Below are 19,114 nucleotides of genomic sequence, written 5' to 3'. Positions count from 1 at the left end.
TTATCATGACAATATCTTTATCCATGACATATAATTTTAGTGCTAACTATTATGTGCCTACGATACTTTTATAATCTGATTGGAGTTAATATGTCGAACCGATTACGTCGAACAAAAATTGTAACCACTTTAGGACCTGCAACCGATCGCGATAATAACTTAGAAAAAATTATCATTGCAGGCGCCAATGTGGTTCGTATGAATTTTTCTCACGGCAGTGCTGAAGACCATATAAAACGTGCAAAGCAAGTACGCGAAATCGCTGCAAAATTAGGTACCCACATAGCCATTCTTGGTGATCTTCAAGGGCCAAAGATTCGTGTTTCAACCTTTCAAAATGACAAAATCGAGCTGACCATCGGCGATAAGTTCACCCTTGATAGTGATCTGCCTAAAGGGGCGGGTAATCAAGACAGTGTGGGGCTGGATTATAAAGAGCTACCTAAAGATGTCTCCACAGGCGATCTCCTACTGCTCGATGATGGCCGAGTACAACTGCAGGTGACGAATGTAGAAGGCAATAAAGTTCACACTGTGGTCACGGTTGCTGGTCCTCTCTCTAACAATAAAGGGATCAATAAAAAAGGCGGCGGTCTCTCTGCTGAAGCGTTAACGGACAAAGATAAAGCCGATATTCTGACCGCGGCTAAAATCGGTGTCGACTACTTAGCCATCTCCTTCCCACGTAATGGCGATGACATGCACTATGCACGCCGCCTTGCCCGTGATGCCGGACTAGAAGCCAAATTGGTGGCCAAAGTTGAACGTGCCGAAACGGTTGCTACCGAAGAGGCAATCGAAGATATCATTCTCGCCTCTGATGTCGTCATGGTTGCTCGCGGCGACCTCGGTGTTGAAATTGGCGATCCTGAACTTGTCGGTGTGCAGAAGCAACTGATCCGTCTTGCACGTACCCACAACCGAACGGTTATTACCGCAACGCAGATGATGGAGTCGATGATATCCAGTCCGATGCCAACTCGTGCCGAAGTGATGGATGTCGCCAATGCTGTGCTTGATGGTACAGACGCAGTCATGCTTTCTGGTGAAACAGCAGCCGGAGACTTTCCAGTCGAAACCGTCACCTCGATGGCTGAAGTCTGTTTAGGGGCTGAAAAAATGCCTTCAATTAACATCTCTACACATCGATTAGAAACCATATTTGCTACCGCAGAAGAGACCATTGCGATGTCTACCATATACGCGGCAAACCACATGAAAGGCATCGCTGCGATGGTTACCCTCACAGAATCTGGCCGTACTTCTCTAATGATGTCTCGTTTAAGCTCTGGTCTACCGATTTACGCTTTGTCACGTAATGAGAAAACCTTGAACCGCTCTACTTTGTATCGTGGTGTTACGCCCGTTCAATTTGACTCTACTGTTGAGCCAGGAATAGCAACAACTCGTCAAGCTATTCAATGTTTAAAAGAGAAGAAACTGCTCGATGTCGGTGATCTGGTGATCATAACTCAAGGTGATGTTATGGATATCGTCGGATCAACCAACTGCATGCGTATTGTGACTGTCGAGTAGATCCCTTCCCCTGTTCCCTCCAAACCGCCCCCGTGGCGGTTTTTTATTTACCTCTCATTTATTTGTCATTTACTTTTATTGATCACTGCTATCTTCTTCTAAAAATGATAATATTCCGCCCTAGAGTAAAAACTCTAATTCTTATTGATTGTTTCGGAGCAAACTGTGAAGTTGTCAAATAGTGATAAATGGTGCGTACTTGCACTGATGCTGATCCCGTTGCACTTAAGTGCGACTGAAGTTAGCTTTAATGATGCATGGAGCCGAGTACTCAAAGATAACGACGCATTAGCAGCAGAACGAGCCAATATTGAGCGAACTGAGCACCTACAAGACGCCAGTCGTGATCTCTATCTACCTCAAATCTCGGTCTCAGCGAACTACACCTACTTAGACTCTCCCATTGAAATTAAACCGTCAGATCTTTTAGAGAGTATGCCTTCAGGTGCAAGTGTAGCCGCAGGTAATATTGCTAGTTCTCTTGGCATTAACCCTGCGAATATGGATTCAATGTTTACGTCACAGTTGACGCATCAAGATGTCTTTACCAGCTCTATTCGCGCTGTTTGGCCAATTTTTACCGGTGGTAGAATCGCGGCAGCTAATGAGATCTCAAAAAGTCAAAATACCGAAGCAACGCAACTGCTTGCCATGAAGCAGCAAGCTACCTTTGAAGATTTAACCAAATACTACTTCGGTGTGGTGTTTGCCAAACAGGTCCTGCAAACTCGTGTAGAAGCGGAACAGGGCCTAGCGAAGCACCTTTCTCACGCCAAAAAATTGGAAAAACATGGTCAAATAGCCAAAGTAGAGCGCCTTCAAGCTGAAGCCTCTTACGACAAAGCGCAAGTGGAACGCCAGAAATCTCAACGCGATCTAGAGATCTCTCAAGTTGCATTAAGTAAGTTACTGAAACTGAATCAAACCGCGGTTCCTTCTACCAAACTCTTTACCAACCTCTCCCTCCCTAAGATGGAAAACTTTATTGAAAAGACTTTAATAAGCTACCCCGGCCTTATGATCTTAGATGCAAAAAAAGAACAAGCCGCGGGAGTGGTGAATATTGAGAGTGGTAAGTACTACCCGGAGGTTTACCTTTATGGTAATTACAGTTTGTATGAGGACGATACATTAGCGTCTAAAACCGCACCAGACTGGGCGGTCGGGATCGGTGTGAATATCCCACTGCTTGACAGCTCAGGGCGCTCTGGAAAAACCAGTGCCGCCAAAAGCACAATGAAACAGATCGGCTACCTACGCTCACAAGCAGAGCAAGATCTATCGCTATTAGTAGAAAAAACCTACCGCGAAGCCGATCAAGCGCTTGAGGAATATCGCAGTTTAGCCTCAAGTTTAGCGCTGGCGAAAGAGAATGTGAGCCTGCGAGAAAAAGCCTTTAGCCAAGGTCTCTCAACGTCTTTAGCCGTCGTTGACTCTGAAACCTATTACGCTAGCGTGAAAACCCAGCGTTTATCAGCAGCCTATCAATATGTACTCTCTCTTTCCCGCCTACTCGCGCTGAGTAGTGAAATGGAAACTTTCAATCAATATCAACAATACAATGGCGTAGAGGTTCAATAATGCGTAAGTCACCTTTGATCATGTTAGCGGTAATTGTTCTCGCATTAGTTAGCTGGCTCAGCTACACCTTTTGGCTTGCTTATCAACCCAAACCAGAACGAATTCAAGGTCAGATAGAAGCCCAGCAATACAATATCTCCTCGAAAATCGCGGGAAGAGTGAATGAGGTACTGGTTAAAAAAGGCGATCAGGTTAGTAAAGGCGATCTGATTTTCAGCATTTTAAGCCCTGAGATTGATGCCAAATTGATGCAAGCAAAAGCGGGAGAAGAAGCCGCAGGAGCCTTGGCGCAACAGGCTGAGACAGGGGCGAGAAAGCAGGAGATTCAAGCGGCACTTGATCAATGGCAAAAAGCAAAAACAGCCAGCTCTTTGTATCAGAAAACCTTTAAGCGTATTGAAAATCTTTACCAAGAAGGGGTCGTTGCTGAGCAGAAAAAAGACGAAGCCTACACCCAGTGGCAAGCCGCTAAATATACTGAGAATGCCGCTTACCAGATGTATAACATGGCCAAAGAGGGAGCACGAGACGAAACCAAACGTGCCGCGAGTGAAAAAGTGAAAATGGCCGCAGGGGCTGTTGCAGAAGTAGAGGCTTATGCGGCAGACACCAAAATTGAGAGCTGGAACAACGGCGAAGTCACTCAGATCTTACTGCAGAGTGGTGAATTGGCTCCTCAAGGTTTCCCCGTCGTCAGCATTGTTGATATGCATGATGCCTGGGCCGTTTTTCACGTTCGCGAAGACCGATTGCATCAATTTGTTCAAGGGGCTGTCTTTAACGCTGCAATCCCTGCCATAGGGAGTGACAAGGTTGAGTTTACCGTGACTCATGTTTCTGTAATGGGTGATTTTGCGACTTGGAGAGCAACGGATACTGCACAAGGTTTTGATATGAGAACCTTTGAAATCGAAGCGCGACCAGTTAAGCCTATCGCTGACTTACGTGTAGGAATGAGTGTTTTGATTGAACTGCCTAAACAGTAACCGATGATGCACGCATTTAATCGAGTAAAACATGAGTACCAACTGATGCTCCTTGACCCTTGGTTAAGAGCTCTAGTGCTGTGGCTGCCCATAGCACTCTTTCTACTCATGACTGCCATATTCTCAAGCGGGATTGCCAGAGATCTCCCCATTGCGGTGGTTGATCTTGATCACTCGCGCCTTTCGAGAACGCTAATTAGAAACTACGACGCGAGCCCATCTCTGATGGTAAGCGACCAGCCAATTTCAATCCGTAGTGGCAGCCAACAGTTGCGCAATGGTAACACCTATGCGCTGGCGGTCATTCCTGCCAATTTTGAAAAAGAGACACTGCTCGGTCACTCACCCACCGTGACGGTTTTTTATAACACGCAATTTGTATTAATCGGTAAGTTAATCAATTCGGCTATTCAGCAGGCTCAAGGTACATTAGCTGCTACGGTTGATACCGTTAAAAATATGTCGACTGGTAACCCAACCCCTTCACAAGCATTAGGTCTTGCGGTTCCTATCGATAATCAAATAACCCCACTCTTTAACAGCAACAGTCATTACGGCCAATTTCTCGTCTCTGCTGCTCTCCCTGCTTTGTGGCAAGTGTTTATTGTTGTCACAACTATTCTCGCGATTGCACAAGAGAGCCGACAGGCAGGAGTAGCCAGATGGCTCTCCTCCCAGCCCTTAACAAATTTATTGTTGAAACTGCTGCCCTACACGCTGATATTTTGGTTACACGGTACGCTGTTTTTATGGCTTTTATATGGGTTTTTCGCTTGGCCAATGCATGGCAGTTGGGCCATTTTATTAGCAGCTCAACTGCTAATGGTGTTTGCTTGTCAGGCAGTTGCTTGTCTGCTCTTTTTTGTGACGCTGGACGCAACAAGAGCAATGAGTTTAGCCGCTGCGTTAACCGCACCTGCTTTTGCTTTTATGGGGATCACATTTCCTGCTACAGACATGCCATTACTGGCGACATTATGGCGAAGCTTGCTTCCAGTCAGTCACTATATCGAACTGCAAGTTCAACAAGTTAATTATGGGGCTTCTTTGGTACTTGCCGTTCCTCAGTTATTGTCTCTACTCTGTTTTTTAGTCGTGATGCCAATTGTCTACCTTAAAATGTCTCGACTCTCTCTCACTGCCACATCTCAGGCGGATTCTCAATGAGCTGGTTAACACTGCTGCATCATGAATTTAAGGCGATATTTACCCATAAGCCTCTTTTACTCACCGTTTTTGGTGGAGTGCTGATGTACTCTTTTCTCTACCCACTACCATACAGTCAGCAGTTACCACGACAACAAGAGGTTGTCATGGTCAACTTAGATAACAGCCAATTGAGCAGACAGTTGGAACGCATGATTGAAGCGACCCCTCAAGTTCGTATTACTGAACATCGCTCATCGATTGATGCGGGAAAAGCACTGATTCTTAATAATCAGGTGAGTGGTATCGTAGTGATCCCCCCCCACTTTTATCGTGATCTACTGCTCGGACAGACGCCAACTATCGCCTACGGGGGAGACGCGGCTTACTTCTTAGTCTATGGCACGATTGTTGAGGGGATAGCTAGCGCTAGCGGAACACTTGGAGCACAAATTAAAGTCTCTCATAGGCTGCTCTCAGGTGAGCCCGTCAGCTTAGCTTCAGAACAATTTACCCCATTCAAACTCAATATGGTGCCAGTGTTTAATCCCACCATGGGGTACATACATTACGTAGTTCCTGCTGTGTTTGTTTTGATTCTTCACCAAACGCTGCTTATTGCAACGTCACTGCTTGGTGGTGAACAACGACAAGCGCAAGCTAAAGGCATTAACGGTTACTGGCTAAACGCTTTCCCATTGCAGCTGATGGCGTGCCGTACCGTTATTCTTATGGCCATTTACCTACTGCTCACCATGTTCTATTTTGGTTTCAGTTTTTCATACTATCAAATCAATCAACTGGCCAACTTATCGGATATCGTTATGTTCATGTTTCCGCTGCTGCTTTCAGTGATTTTTTTAGGCATGGTGATTGGACAATTGATTCCTAGGCCAGAACTGGCGACGGTCATTGGTATTATTATGTCACTGCCACTGATATTTTCTATCGGATTTATCTGGCCTAACTCCGCGATCCCCGCTCTCATCAGCATGGTGGCTAATTTTATTCCTGCAACACCTGCTATCAACGGGCTACTTAGAGTCAATCAGATGGGGGCCAGTTTTGATCAAGTCGCTCAATGTTGTGTGCAACTATGGGCGCTGGTAGCGATTTATGGCATGACAGCGTATATTTTGATAGCAAGATCACAACAACGTTCTAAACTAACATCCTGATTTGCATCACTCTGAACATTATGCAACAAGGCTTACTGAGCTAATGAGTTAATAGTCAGTTACATAATATTGATCTATATCTCATTATTTGAATCTAATCCGTCAAAAATCTACAGTACACTGTGATTCTGCTCTTCTCTTCACCTGTATACCCTATCTATGCCTCATTTATTGTATACACTCAATAAATATGAATGACGTATTATATAAAGATAGCTTGCCTAATAACCATAATATATTCAAGGATATAACGATACCTATCTTTGTAACTACCTGTGCCTACTTTTTGTTGGGTGTCATGGGACATTTAATCTCTATTCCTCCAGGTTTGGCAACGATCATCTGGCCTGCAGCAGGTATTGCCCTCGGAGCCACCCTCTTTTGGGGCAATAAAGTTCTGCCAGGGGTATTTCTCGGTTCATTTTTCATTAATATTTATATTGCATTTACATCCAGTTCACTGCCGCTAAACCCAACGCTTCCCGTAATCATTGCTTCCGGAGCGACACTGCAAGCCTATGTAGGCGCCTTTATCACAAGGCGAGTGGTTGGTTTTCCTTTTCAATATCATCAACCGAGAATTATCTGCCGGTTCCTATTCAGCAGTGGAGTGCTCTGTTCACTAATTAATGCATCTATTGGTTGTATTTCGATGTTGCAACTGCAAGTCATCGGCTCTGAACAAGTGGTTGCAAACTGGGTTAACTGGTGGGCAGGAGATACCTTAGGGATCATCATAATGTTTCCTTGGTTATTGGTGCTATTCCCCAATAAAGCGCATGCTCCACTTCCTCGACAGAAACTCTTCCTATTTTCACTTTTTTCAATAACTGCTCTAACCATGGCGCTCTCTTTTTTAATGACTCATTTAGAAAAAGAGCGTCAAAGAGAAGAATTTATCAATAATGCCAATCTACTTGCATATTCAGTGGACGATAAAATCCAGTCATCCATTGATGTGTTGTATGGCATGTCAGGTCTAATTTTAAGCAAAGAGAACCTAACACCCGCGGCGTTTAAGCAGTATACGGCTCCGATTCTTGCACGATCACCCGAGCTACAAGGTTTATCTTGGAACATGGTGGTTAAGCACGATGACATCGTCGATTTTAATCATTCAATGAACCAACTTTATCAAAACGACGGCATCCATTTTTTCGCAAAAGAACGCAACGCAGATAAATCACTCATTCCCGTTCAAGATCGTGACAAGCATGTGGTAGTCAGCTTCATTGAACCCTTTGCCAGTAACAGGAATGCACTCGGATACGATGTCTATTCTCAACAGACACGCAGAACCGCACTGGATGAAGCTGCATCATTGAAACACGAAGTGGTCACTCGCCCGATTCGCTTAGTGCAAGAGAGAGCATCACAAGCTGGCGTATTGATCTTTTTGCCCGTTTTTAGTAATACCAATAATCTCCTACTTGGTTACGCGACAGCTGTGCTACGTGTAGGTGATACCGCCCAAGCCGCTTTTTCAATGCACACGCTACCTAATACGTCGATTACCCTTTATGATCCTCTGACAAAAAAGAATCAACTGCTGTACCGTTCAGGGCAATCAAATTTAAGTGACAACGCCTTGCTGGATAAAATCCGCCATAATGACTTTGCCTTAATGGAAACCAGAGAGATAATAATTGGCAATGCCCACTGGCAGTTTGTTCAAACCAGCCCTAGTCCCTATATTTATGAACCTTGGGGAACCTATTTTCTGCTGATAGCAGGACTCATTGTTGCTGGTTTACTCAATTGGTTATTGATTGTGCTGGCTGGCCATACCTATGAAATTAAGCAGCAGGTCAAAGTAAGAACCACGGCCCTCTCAAAATCGAATGTGCTATTAGAAACTTCGCAAGATATTGCCAATATGGGCAGTTGGGAGTGGCACCCGGCCAGTGACAGCAATGTATGGTCAAATGGATTATATCTACTGCTGGATTATGCAGAGACACATGAAGCTTCCCTAGAATCCTTTATGAATAAAGTCCATATTTCCGATAAAGACCGAGTATTAACTACCCTTGTTGAATGGCAGCAGGGCAATGAAGATACCTGTTACGTTGAGTGCTTAACAGCCAGTTCTGAGAAACAGATTATTGCCTTGTCTTGTAAGCGCCTTGATAGTGACGAGAACCTCTACATTGTTGTCAAAAACATTACCAAAGCCAAAGCGTCAGAAGAGAAGATTCACAAGCTGGCCTATTTTGACTCGTTAACTGGCTTGCCTAATAGAGCCCACTTTATTCAGCAGTTAGAGCAAAATCTGCGTATTGCTAGCCGTAAAAAAGTGCTGTTTTCTGTGTTCTTTTTAGATGTCGACCACTTTAAAGCGATCAATGATACTTTTGGTCATGATGTTGGTGATGAATTACTCCGTAATATCTCAGAACGGATAAAAACCAGCTTGCGTGAGTGTGATTTCTCATCACGGTTTGGTGGCGATGAATTTTGTATCATGGTCAATGAGATACCAGACCGAGAGTCAGCCATGATCATCGCCAAGAAATTGGTGAATAATATTAACAGCCCAATGACCTTGAATGACATAAATTACACGGCAAAAAGCAGCATAGGCATCGCCATGTTCCCTGATGATGGAACCACTAGCCAGCAGCTGATTAAGTCAGCGGATGACGCCATGTATCAAGCAAAACACTTAGGTGGCAACCAGTTTTCATTTACCAATAAGTAATTATTGCATGCAGCTGATAGACGCCGATTGGTTATTCAATAATCGGCGACTAACGATATCTACACCTATATTCAGTAGTGCCGTGCAGCCCATTAACAGTAACGCTGTACTGTAATGGATTTCGGCAAAACCGCTATCAATATAGAAACCTAATGTGGCCACACCTAGCATCCCAAATATGGCCGTTTCACGTAGAATTACTTCAAATCGATAAAACAGTAACCCCATCATATTAGGGTATATCTTAGGCAGTACGTCATAACAGTAGCCATCAATCTTTTGATTATAATGCTCAGAGAGCTCAGTTGATGCTAATTGTCGAGTTGTCAGGAAAGCTAACAGAGCTCCATTATGTAAGGCTAAAGCGAACATCGCGGGTAACATTGACGGCCCCAACAGCATCATAAAAATAAAGGCATAGATGTACTCAGGAACGGATCTAAAGATCACCAACAATAGTCTCATGATGGCAGAAAATAGCCTGCCTACTAATATTTTTGAAGAGAGACCTGTCAATAGAACGGCTACGAAATGAGCCATCATCGCAGCTGAAATTGCCAGTACTAACGTGGCAATGGCTCCAGGTAACGCTTGTTCCGATAAAATCCTTGAGGCCCAGCTTCCTAAGCGGCCCAACAGATCCCAATCAAGATTGTCATTCGCCACCGCTCTTCGCATTGCTGGCGGTAATATATCTTGTGACACGAAACGCCACAGCAGAGATGTATTTACATCAGGAATAGTAGGAAGCCAATACAGCGCCGCCAAAATATAACCGATAATCAATTTTGCTCGACACCAAATAGAGATCGTTCCAATAAGCACAATAAAGATGATCAGTAGGGCTGCACCTTCTGAGTAATTCCCCTGCTTAAATGCAGTCTCTAAGTAGAATCCGATCGTTGGCATTCCAATGAATCCCAGAACAGCGCTGCTTCTCAGTGAACACTCAAAACGGTATCGGATATAGGCTAATATTGAGGGTAAAACATGGCTGATGCGCCCATAGAAGTAACGACTGATCCGATCGCTACCGACGGGTAGTGTTTCATCCGTGGAGAGTGGTGCTTGCAACAGGATGTCATGAAATACGCGAGCAAAAGTAGCACCATATGGCAAAGCAATGGCTAAAATGCCCGTAAGCGGCGATAAACCAAAGACTTGAAGAAACAGTAGTGCCCAAAATAACTCATGAATAGAGCGCACTACCGAGCATCCTACGGAAATCCAACGGCTGCTATAGATGAGGGCAAGCGGACCACCAATGATCAAACCAAGTATCACCCCAAGCAGTGCAAAACTCACGGTTTGCCACAGGGCTTGTAGGAGATATTCAGTGGCAAAAAAGTCGGGTGTTAAAAACCCCATACCGAGTTTATGAAGTTCACTCCAAGGGTCAAGAGAGATAATCTCAGTATCAGCGACAACAAAGCAAACAATGGCCAAGCACCACAGAACCAATGTTATCTTTTGCCAATATCCGACAAATCTAAATCGCTCAGCCATTACTCGCAACCTGAAGCTCAGTATCAAGATAAAAATCATCAACAATATCATTGGTAATTTTGTCTTTACCAATATCAAGGCAGAGTTCGCCGCCTCTTAATCCAATTACTCGATCAAAGTGTTCAAGCGCCAGTCCTTTATCATGCAAGATCATAATCACTGACTCATGCCTAGAAAAGACTAAATCAATCAGACGCCGAGCCATTAATGGGTCGACAGCAGAAAAAGGTTCATCTCCAATAAATACAGGTTTTTGTTGATAGAGTGCTCTAGCAAGTGCAACACGTTGACGCTGACCACCTGATAGGGCATTAAGCGGTTTAGAGATTGGAAAATCCAACTCTAGTTCATCACAAAGCACCTGTACTTCGCTAAGTGGTTGTTTAAAGGGGAATACCAGGTTAGCAATATTATACGTCCAATGGTGACGGTTAAGTGCGCCCATATAGACATTGTGATACGCGCTAAGTGAATCGACTAACCCTTGTTTTTGCGAACAATAGGCTGCCTCTGATTTTAGCTGTTGATAGATATGTGTGAGCAGAGTCGTTTTGCCAGCACCCGAACCGCCAATAATGGCTACTCTCTCACCTTTTTCAATGGTTAAAGATAGCTGGCGGATCGCCAGCATATCTTTGTATTTGAGAGTTAAATTCTCAAAATTGAGCATAATGCTACTCAATCAGTCCGATAGCTTTAGCCACTTTCTCAATCGGTTGGTAGTCTGCATTAGTTGCAGGTACAAACGATTGGCGTGGGAAGGCTTCTAGTAAATCTGGATCATTCATTTCAAGCAGAACTTTTGTTAGTTTTGCTTTGAACTCAGGACCAAATTTGCTGTTCACGCCATCACGAACGGTCCACTGATAATCAGGGTAAGTGGGTGTTTCCCAAATCACACTCACTTTACTGGTGTCAATTTCGCCCTCTTTAATCGCTTTATCCCACACTTTAAAGTTCACAGCACCAAGCTGGTATGCTCCCGCTTGTACTTGGGCAATTGTACGACTGTGATCGCCGGAGAAACCAACACGAGAGAAAAGATCGCCAGACTTCTGCTTACTGTTCTGTTCAATGTAGTACTGTGGCATTAAACGACCAGATGTCGATCCTTTTGAGCCGTAAGTAAACGTGTAACCTTTCATATCAGGGAAGGTTTTGCTTGATGATAACTTAGTCGAATTATGTGCAATTAAATACGTTTTAAAAAATTGGTCTTCGTATCCCTGAGCAATCGCTTCAGAATTTGGAACCAGAAGACGGGCTTGCACACCAGATAAACCACCGAACCAAGCTAATTGAACTTGATCATTTCTAAAAGCAGTCACTGCCGCAGAGTAAGATTTAACCGGTACGTATTTAACATCTACGCCCAGTTTCTCTTCTAAATAAACAGCCACTTTTTCAAAACGAGTTCTCAATTTACTCTCATCCGCATCCGGAATCGCAGTGAAGGTAAATGTCTCAGCAAACGCTGCACCCGAGATTGAAGTTAAAGCCACTAAACCAACAATTTTAATATATTTCATTTCTCATATCTCAATTAGAGTTGTGAATTCACCGATCTACTACAGGCGAGCATTCTACATGAATGCTCGTACAAAAAGTAATGATGAATAAGTTATGTGAATACACCGCTATCCTACGATTATATTCAGTTATGGAACTGTGTTAATGAACCAATTCTCTTACAACCTCTCGGTCGTTCTCATGTCGTTTAATCCAGCCATCTTTTTCCATCTTATTTAATAGTGGAATCATGAACTTTCTTGATAGACCGGTACGCTCTTTCGCTTCTGCGATTGAAAACCTTTGATTGACCTGATGCTGATACATAACGTCACTAACTAAGCGAGAATAGACGTCACTGTCATAATATATTTTGCCTTCCAGAGGCACCACAAAATCCTGTCGCACTAGCACTCGTAGATCTTTTTGAGCCCCTGCTATTGCTTGTTTATCGGCTTCGAAACCGTTTTTGTCACCCGTACGGATAATTTGCAATAATTTTTTTCCACTTGGAGATAGTGCCTCTTCAGAACGACCATTGCCTAATGTATATAACAGTTCATCGAGACGGAGTTTTCCTTGGCTGAGCAATTCATTCAGAATTTGCTCCACCGCTTGCGGGTCCAAATTCAACTTACTGCTCAACTCCATACAGGTAAATGACATTAACTCACTCTCCATCATAGAGAGGATTTTTGCTTGGATCTCTTGATGGCTACTTGGTAAGAACAACCAGTTACCGCAGCGTATGAAGTCACCTTCTAGCTCTCCACTGTCATCTCGAAGTTGTGCATAACCATATAACTCGAGGTTTAATCGAACATAATCGTTCCAGCCTAACTGATCTGGCGCTTTATCCAATAGTAGGGCTAATTTAGCTCGTAAATGACGAGGAACAACCCCGGTCCACAAGATACTGCCACTATTTATAATCTTGCTACCACCATGTTGAATCAGCAATATGCGTTGATTCCATGTACAACTGACTTTTTCTTTCAGACGAATGCGTGCCAGTTTGGTATCTTTAAAGAAATAGATCACCGCTAACGTATTAAAAGTGCCGAGTGCGACTTCAATTTCACTGTTATTTTTGCACTGCGATTTTTCAGGCCACTCATCCAAACGAACGATAAACTCATCAGCCACTACACCTTGCTCTTTTTCAGCGACTAAACTGAACCCTTTCTCAACGTCTTTTCGCTTAATCCCTTTTAAACAAACCGCCACACGTGAAACAGGATCCGCTCGTTCAATATTCTGATGGTAAGATTGCAAACTTTTGATCTTTACCTGTTGTCCTGTTGGCTGTACCACTAAGCTTTGACCAACACTAAAACTGCCGCCTACTAAGCTACCGGTTACCGTAGTACCAATTCCATTGACGGTAAAGACTCGGTCAATATAAAGGTGAGCCCCATTTTCCGTATCAATACGCTCAATCTGGGTGAGTTGCTGACTAATCTTGCTCTTTAATGTGTCAATATTGGTGTTCTCATGGGCAGATACCGTCATGCTCTCAGGCAGTATTCCGGCAATATCCATGAAGTTTTCAAGCGCTTCTTCTTCAACTAACTCTAAGGTGTCGCTATCAACAAGATCGCTCTTAGTGATCACTAAAAGCACCTTTTCTATGCCCATGGCATGAATAACACGAAGGTGATCGGTAGACATCGGCATCCAGCCTTCATCGGCTGCGACGACGAACAGCACCATGTCTAAACTCCAAACACCCGCCACCATATTACGAATAAATCGTTCGTGCCCAGGTACATCAATGACACCAATGGTATTCGCTTGACTGTCTTTAAAATGAGCAAAACCAAGCTCAATGGTCATTCCACGCTGCTTTTCTGCAGGTAGATGCGCCGTTTCTATGCCCGTAAGAACTTTAATTAAGGCACTTTTACCATGATCGACATGTCCAGCAGTGCCAATTACAAAATGCATGGTGTAAACAACTCCTGTAGCTGAATAGCTATATAGTTTAAATCATCTTCGGATAGGGTCGCCATATTCAAATAGACAGAATCCTGACTGACAACGCCAATAACAGGGATTGGCCAATTTCGGATCAGCGTTAGAATGCGTTCTGGGGATTTATCTAGTTGGATCTTCACCGACCACGATGGGTAGCTTTCATCAGGAAGTGAGCCCCCACCAATCGTCATATCACTCTGTTCAGCAGACAGCTTTTCTGGATAGATAGACACCAACTGATCGGCCATTTTCTTCAGCACCACTTTAGGTCGTAGGTAACGTTTCTCAGCGACCCCACAACCTGAAGCGTCATTGTTCAACTTACGAACCATTAACTCTTCAATGAGTGAGTAGACAATTCGACCCGGTCTAAAGGCTCGCATCATTGGATTTTTTTCCATCCGTTGAATCAATGCTTGTTTACCAGTAATGAAACCTGCTTGCGGCCCACCAATGATTTTATCTCCGGAGAAACAGACGATATCTGCCCCCGATTTCAGGTACTTATTGACACTGATCTCTTCAACAAAAGGTTCACTGGAGACGCCAGATCCCTGATCTACCGCCAAAATGACATGTTCAGGCAGATGTTTGGCTAAATCAGCCAAATCAGGTGAATGCGTAAAACCACGGATCTTGTAATTTGAAGTGTGTACCACTAACACCATAGCGGTATTTTCCGTCACGGCATCGAGGTAATCATCAAGGGTGGTGATGTTGGTCGCACCCACTTCAACCAATGTTGCCCCTGATTGGGCTAAGATGTCTGGAATTCTAAAACCACCACCGATTTGAACTTGTTCGCCGCGTGAGACAATCACCTCTTTGCCTTTTGCCAATTCATGCAGCATTAGGTAGATAGAAGAGGCGTTGTTATTGACCACGAGTGTATCTTCGCCTTTAACCAATTTATTCATTAGCTGAGGCACTAAACCCTTGCGTTTACCACGCTTTCCGGTCTGAAGATCAAGCTCTAAGTTGCAGTAGCTGGTATTCAGTTCGGTGACAGATTGCCATAATTCCGCATCAATTGGAGAACGGCCTAGGTTGGTGTGCACGACGACACCAGTCGCATTAATCACACGCTTTAAGCGTTGTCGCTCGACTTTTTTACAGCGGTTTTCAATCAAAGCATAAAGTTTGTTGCAATCGAAAGTTGAAAAGCCCCCGTTCTCTAGGCAGCTTTTTTTATATTCATCAACATTTTCGCGAACAATGGAAGTGACAACGGGCCGGCTGAGCCGATCGATGTAGGGAGCTAGAAATGAGTGTTGCAGAATTTTTTCAATCTGCGGAATTCTCGTGGCATCTTTGATAGACATTTTCTAGCCCCAATCGATATTGATAGAGAGGCATTACAAATATTTGAAAGCGAAGTTCAGGCAAAAACGAGAACAGATCACTCTCATATTCATAAAGCTTGAATTTGGCGGAAGGAGCAGGAATCGAACCTGCCAAGGCTAATAAAGCCCACATCGGTTTTGAAGACCGTCGAGACCACCAGATCTCATCCACTTCCTCTTTACAAGGCAAAATATACTTAAATAGCCCCCCTTCATCAACAGAGATATATGCCATATGTGAGCAAACCTACAAAACAAAAGTCTTTAACCTCGTTAAGTTGATCCAGTTATAACAATGAGGATTATTATTACTTAGCAGGTTGAATTTTTTGAGATAATCTATAGAGATCAGCCCATTAATGATAAATCTAACATTACTTAATCTTATTAACTATTTACATTTACACTGTAAAATCAGGTCGTATCATATCGACATTATATGCTGCTAAAGACAATGAATGCAGAGATTTGCACCGTTAACGTTACTACTAATTAATGGAAGTCTCTTTCTCTTTCTGAACAGAACATATCTGTTCTTAATTTTGAACATAATGCGAAGAAAATGATGATGAATAATAAACTCACTTTAGTTACCAATAATCCTCTGTTACTCAATTCTGAGCATCCGTTTGCGATCATTGAAGAGAAAACCTCTACCGCCGTTATCGCCAAATGCCGCGATTTGATCCACCAAGGAGCTAAGTTGGTTACCCACCCTTTAGCCGGCAGTATTAAACCTTGGGAAACCCCCTTTCGATCAGTAATACTCGATTGCAATCACACAGAGTTGGATATGGGAGCCTTGGAGATGATTGAGTCTGCCGTGCAAAAATATCAGCACCAACTCAGAGGAGTGACGGTTCCGGTTTTGACCGAGCAATCTCTGAATGATTATCAAGTCATTGATAAAGAGTTAATCAATTCCGCCATCAAATCACTCTACTAACTTTCCTTTTCCTCATATAAAAATAATGGCGCGGTATCAATTGATACCGCGCCATTTTCTTACGTTAAGTTTAGTATACCTACATCATTAAAAAACAGTCTGGTCTTTAATCTCAGTAGTTAAAGCAGTAATTGCTTTCTCTACCATTTGACGACGACCGTACTTCTCTTCTTCTGTTGTTGCTGTGATATCACCCAGTGGATGAGGGATCGCAATCGCAGGTACGATTCGGTTTGCACCGACCGTTTTAGAGATTGGAACAACAGTGACGATGTGTACTACAGGCATTACTTTTTCGATTTCTTTTAGCATCGTTGCGCCGCAACGGGTACAAGTGCCTCAAGTGGATGTGAAAATTGCAGCAGTTACGCCTGCTTTAACAAGTTCCATCGCAATTTCTGCACCGTACGCTTTCGAGTTTGCTACAGAAGTACCGTTACCTGTTGTGGTGTAGAACGTATCATGCAATTTACCAATCTTACCTTCGCGTTCCATATCACGTAAAACGTCAACAGGGAGAACTCGGTTAGGGTTTTCATTACACGCTACTGGGTCATAACCACCATGAGCAGTTTCATGTGTTTCTTCTGTCAGTGCTGCAAGACCTTCAATGCTGTACGTACCGAACTTAGAAGCACTTGATGCTTCGATTCGATCCGGGTTGCCTTTAGGTACAACACCACCAGAAGTGACTAATGCAAACGTCGCTGTTGATGGATCTAAGACTGGCGGCTGTGGTTCAACACGGTCAAATACCGGCATAGGGTATTCGGTTTTCACAACACCGTCTAACTTAGAGATCAATAGGTCTACTGCACGCGCAGAGCCGCGTTTGTCAGCAAACATATTAAGACGAAGGCCACGTGACATGTATCCTTCTTCTTCCGGATAACCCAGTTTGCCGTCTGTCTCAATAAAACGATTAATCAACTTAGAGATTGCAGGCGCGGCTTTACGCATACCAGCAGCACTGTTGGTTGTTTCAACCATGTACGAGAAGTTGCGGAACAGTTCATAACCTGGATTTTCAATGTACATACCAGAGATAGCCGTAATGCCCATCTCTGATGCCACTTTACCCACTAGGCCACAAGCCATACCATAACGGCCAGCGTTAAACGCAGGTCCAGCAACAATAAGATCAGGCTGTAGTTTAGTTAGAATCTCGCGGATCCCTTCACAGCTAACTTCTTCATTTTCGTTGAAATAGGAGTCACCACAAATAATAGTATGAGTGATTTCGCCTTTCTCTCCCATTGAAGCGTTTAGTTGAGCACCAACACCGATAGGGCCTTCAACCAGCTCCATAGGAATGTGTGCCATCTCTTCGCCGCCTTTCTGGCCGAAGAATTGGTTTATATAATGTACAACTTTAATTGTCATAGCTGCCTCAACCTTAACCTAGCTTCGTTGTTAAGTTATGGAATCCTAACTCACACGTTGCGCCAAGAATTGCTTGTAGCTCAACAGTGATAGAACCATCTGAATGTAAGCTTCCATCAAATCCACCAGCAATGTTATCGGCGTATACTTGATGACCAATCACTTTCTGCATAGTAGGCAGAGTGATTAGTTGGTTAGCGTTACCATTTGATACAACAGAATCTGCAGATGGGTGTGCATCAGCTAAAGACTGGCTTTCACCACCTTGGCCGGCATATTCATCTGTCATTAATACAACTTTAAGACCTGCTTCAGTCAGTTTGCGGCTGTTCATCATTAAATCAGCATCTGGGTTACCAAATCCTTCTTCACTGACGATCGCAGCATCCCAACCCATTTGAGTTGCAAGTTTTGCAACAAAATTAGATGAGCGCTCTTTATCTTTCAAGGTGACATTTTCATTAGTGACGATAACGCCCATGAAATTGTACTTGCTGCCATGGTGCTCATAAAGGTCATGAATAACAGGGCTGTTCTGGTGGATATAAGAGGTGTTCTTATCACATGCTGATACACAGTTACCACTGATGATTGCACCATCCAGTGCTTCAGTTGGGTACATCAACGTTGGTAGAATGCCTTTAACATCAACACCATAGTAGTACGTATCATGCAGTAAGCCTTGGCTTTGTAGCATATATACGTAACCTACTTTTGGTAAGTTAGGGTATTGTGCTGCTTGCTCTAATACTGGCTTCGTCTCGTAGGTTTGGATTTCATCAGGTGTGGAATCTTTTGAAAGATTACCAATCCAACAAGCTGCTTCATGACCAACCATACGAGTGATGAATTCGTGATCGTATTGATTGCACGAGTCCTTAACTTCACAAGTAATTACTAGGTTATGCAATACAGAATAAGGTGTGTATTCTGCACCAGGTCCACTCATATCAACGATGCCTTCTTGGAAGCCAACGATTTTACCAGTAGTGATAACAGACATACCTTTAAGTACGTGTGTACGACCTTCGCCTACCATTGCTTCTTGACCTAAGTGGCGTCCAGGGAAGATAACGCCTTCACCTTCAACTTTCACTCGTGGTTCAATGACATCTTTAACTGGCATAATACGGGTACTATCACCAGGTTGTGCGATATCAAATGCTAGGCTCTCTATACGATGGTCAAGCTCAAGAAGGAAAGCTTTTAGCTCTTCTTGATTAATAACCATTTTATTTCCAAGCAATTCACTTGTCTGCCCAAAAGCGAGATCTTTAATGTGAATGTTGCCAACTTCAAGTTTCATGGATATCTCCAATTTA

At 43.5% G+C, this 19,114-nt stretch carries 14 protein-coding genes and 1 tRNA gene; 7 read left to right on the top strand and 8 right to left on the bottom strand.

From position 1 onward, the window contains the following. Nucleotides 1–90 precede the first annotated feature (90 nt). From pyk to L4C32_RS00670, 6 genes are all read left to right on the top strand, one after another. On the top strand, nt 91–1,536 hold the full coding sequence (gene pyk / locus L4C32_RS00695) for a pyruvate kinase (RefSeq protein ID WP_428194921.1): 1,446 nt from the start codon (nt 91–93) through the stop codon (nt 1,534–1,536). 207 nt (nt 1,537–1,743) lie between these two features. After that, complete coding sequence (locus tag L4C32_RS00690) at nt 1,744–3,117, top strand: TolC family protein (protein ID WP_428194961.1); 1,374 nt, start codon at nt 1,744–1,746, stop codon at nt 3,115–3,117. After that, nucleotides 3,117–4,103: an HlyD family secretion protein gene (locus L4C32_RS00685; RefSeq protein ID WP_428194920.1), complete on the top strand. Its 987-nt coding sequence runs from the start codon at nt 3,117–3,119 to the stop codon at nt 4,101–4,103. Before L4C32_RS00690 ends, L4C32_RS00685 begins: the two co-directional genes overlap by 1 nt. Before the next feature lie 3 nt (nt 4,104–4,106). Continuing rightward, nucleotides 4,107–5,270, top strand: coding sequence for an ABC transporter permease (locus L4C32_RS00680; protein WP_428194919.1), 1,164 nt, complete (start codon nt 4,107–4,109; stop codon nt 5,268–5,270). Then, nucleotides 5,267–6,427, top strand: coding sequence for an ABC transporter permease (locus L4C32_RS00675; RefSeq protein WP_428194918.1), 1,161 nt, complete (start codon nt 5,267–5,269; stop codon nt 6,425–6,427). Before L4C32_RS00680 ends, L4C32_RS00675 begins: the two co-directional genes overlap by 4 nt. A 190-nt stretch (nt 6,428–6,617) precedes the next feature. Then, nucleotides 6,618–9,128, top strand: a complete 2,511-nt coding sequence (locus tag L4C32_RS00670; protein WP_428194917.1) for a sensor domain-containing diguanylate cyclase — start codon at nt 6,618–6,620, stop codon at nt 9,126–9,128. On the opposite strand, the gene L4C32_RS00665 is transcribed toward L4C32_RS00670, so the two are convergent. The 6 genes from L4C32_RS00665 to L4C32_RS00640 all read right to left on the bottom strand — a co-directional run bounded on the left by L4C32_RS00665 (nt 9,129) and on the right by L4C32_RS00640 (nt 15,639). Beyond that, nucleotides 9,129–10,634 (bottom strand): PhnE/PtxC family ABC transporter permease, encoded by a 1,506-nt coding sequence (locus L4C32_RS00665; protein WP_428194916.1) that lies wholly within the window; start codon nt 10,632–10,634, stop codon nt 9,129–9,131. Beyond that, entirely contained in the window at nt 10,627–11,304 is a 678-nt protein-coding gene (locus L4C32_RS00660; RefSeq protein WP_428194915.1) for an ATP-binding cassette domain-containing protein, read from the bottom strand. The genes L4C32_RS00665 and L4C32_RS00660 overlap by 8 nt, the downstream gene beginning before the upstream one ends. Nucleotides 11,305–11,308: 4 nt before the next feature. Next, nucleotides 11,309–12,163, bottom strand: coding sequence for a putative selenate ABC transporter substrate-binding protein (locus L4C32_RS00655; RefSeq protein ID WP_428194914.1), 855 nt, complete (start codon nt 12,161–12,163; stop codon nt 11,309–11,311). A gap of 142 nt (nt 12,164–12,305) precedes the next feature. Beyond that, nucleotides 12,306–14,090, bottom strand: coding sequence for a selenocysteine-specific translation elongation factor (gene selB, locus L4C32_RS00650; protein WP_428194913.1), 1,785 nt, complete (start codon nt 14,088–14,090; stop codon nt 12,306–12,308). After that, nucleotides 14,078–15,442: an L-seryl-tRNA(Sec) selenium transferase gene (selA, locus tag L4C32_RS00645; RefSeq protein WP_428194912.1), complete on the bottom strand. Its 1,365-nt coding sequence runs from the start codon at nt 15,440–15,442 to the stop codon at nt 14,078–14,080. The genes selB and selA overlap by 13 nt, the downstream gene beginning before the upstream one ends. A 105-nt stretch (nt 15,443–15,547) precedes the next feature. Next, a tRNA-Sec gene (locus tag L4C32_RS00640) sits at nt 15,548–15,639 on the bottom strand. Nucleotides 15,640–16,025: 386 nt separating this feature from the next. On the opposite strand from L4C32_RS00640, the gene L4C32_RS00635 reads away from it, so the two are divergent. Further along, nucleotides 16,026–16,409: a GrdX family protein gene (locus tag L4C32_RS00635; protein ID WP_428194911.1), complete on the top strand. Its 384-nt coding sequence runs from the start codon at nt 16,026–16,028 to the stop codon at nt 16,407–16,409. An 87-nt stretch (nt 16,410–16,496) separates the two neighbouring features. Here the strand turns inward: L4C32_RS00635 and L4C32_RS00630 are convergent, their stop codons facing one another. Further along, nucleotides 16,497–17,792: a glycine/betaine/sarcosine/D-proline family reductase selenoprotein B gene (locus L4C32_RS00630; protein ID WP_428194910.1), complete on the bottom strand. Its 1,296-nt coding sequence runs from the start codon at nt 17,790–17,792 to the stop codon at nt 16,497–16,499. Between the two features lie 13 nt (nt 17,793–17,805). Continuing rightward, complete coding sequence (locus L4C32_RS00625) at nt 17,806–19,098, bottom strand: glycine/sarcosine/betaine reductase component B subunit (protein ID WP_428194909.1); 1,293 nt, start codon at nt 19,096–19,098, stop codon at nt 17,806–17,808. Between the last annotated feature and the right edge of the window lie 16 nt (nt 19,099–19,114).

Source organism: Aliivibrio kagoshimensis (assembly GCF_050337105.1).
Lineage (GTDB): Bacteria > Pseudomonadota > Gammaproteobacteria > Enterobacterales > Vibrionaceae > Aliivibrio_A > Aliivibrio_A kagoshimensis.
This window is presented reverse-complemented; position numbering and strand designations above follow the sequence as displayed.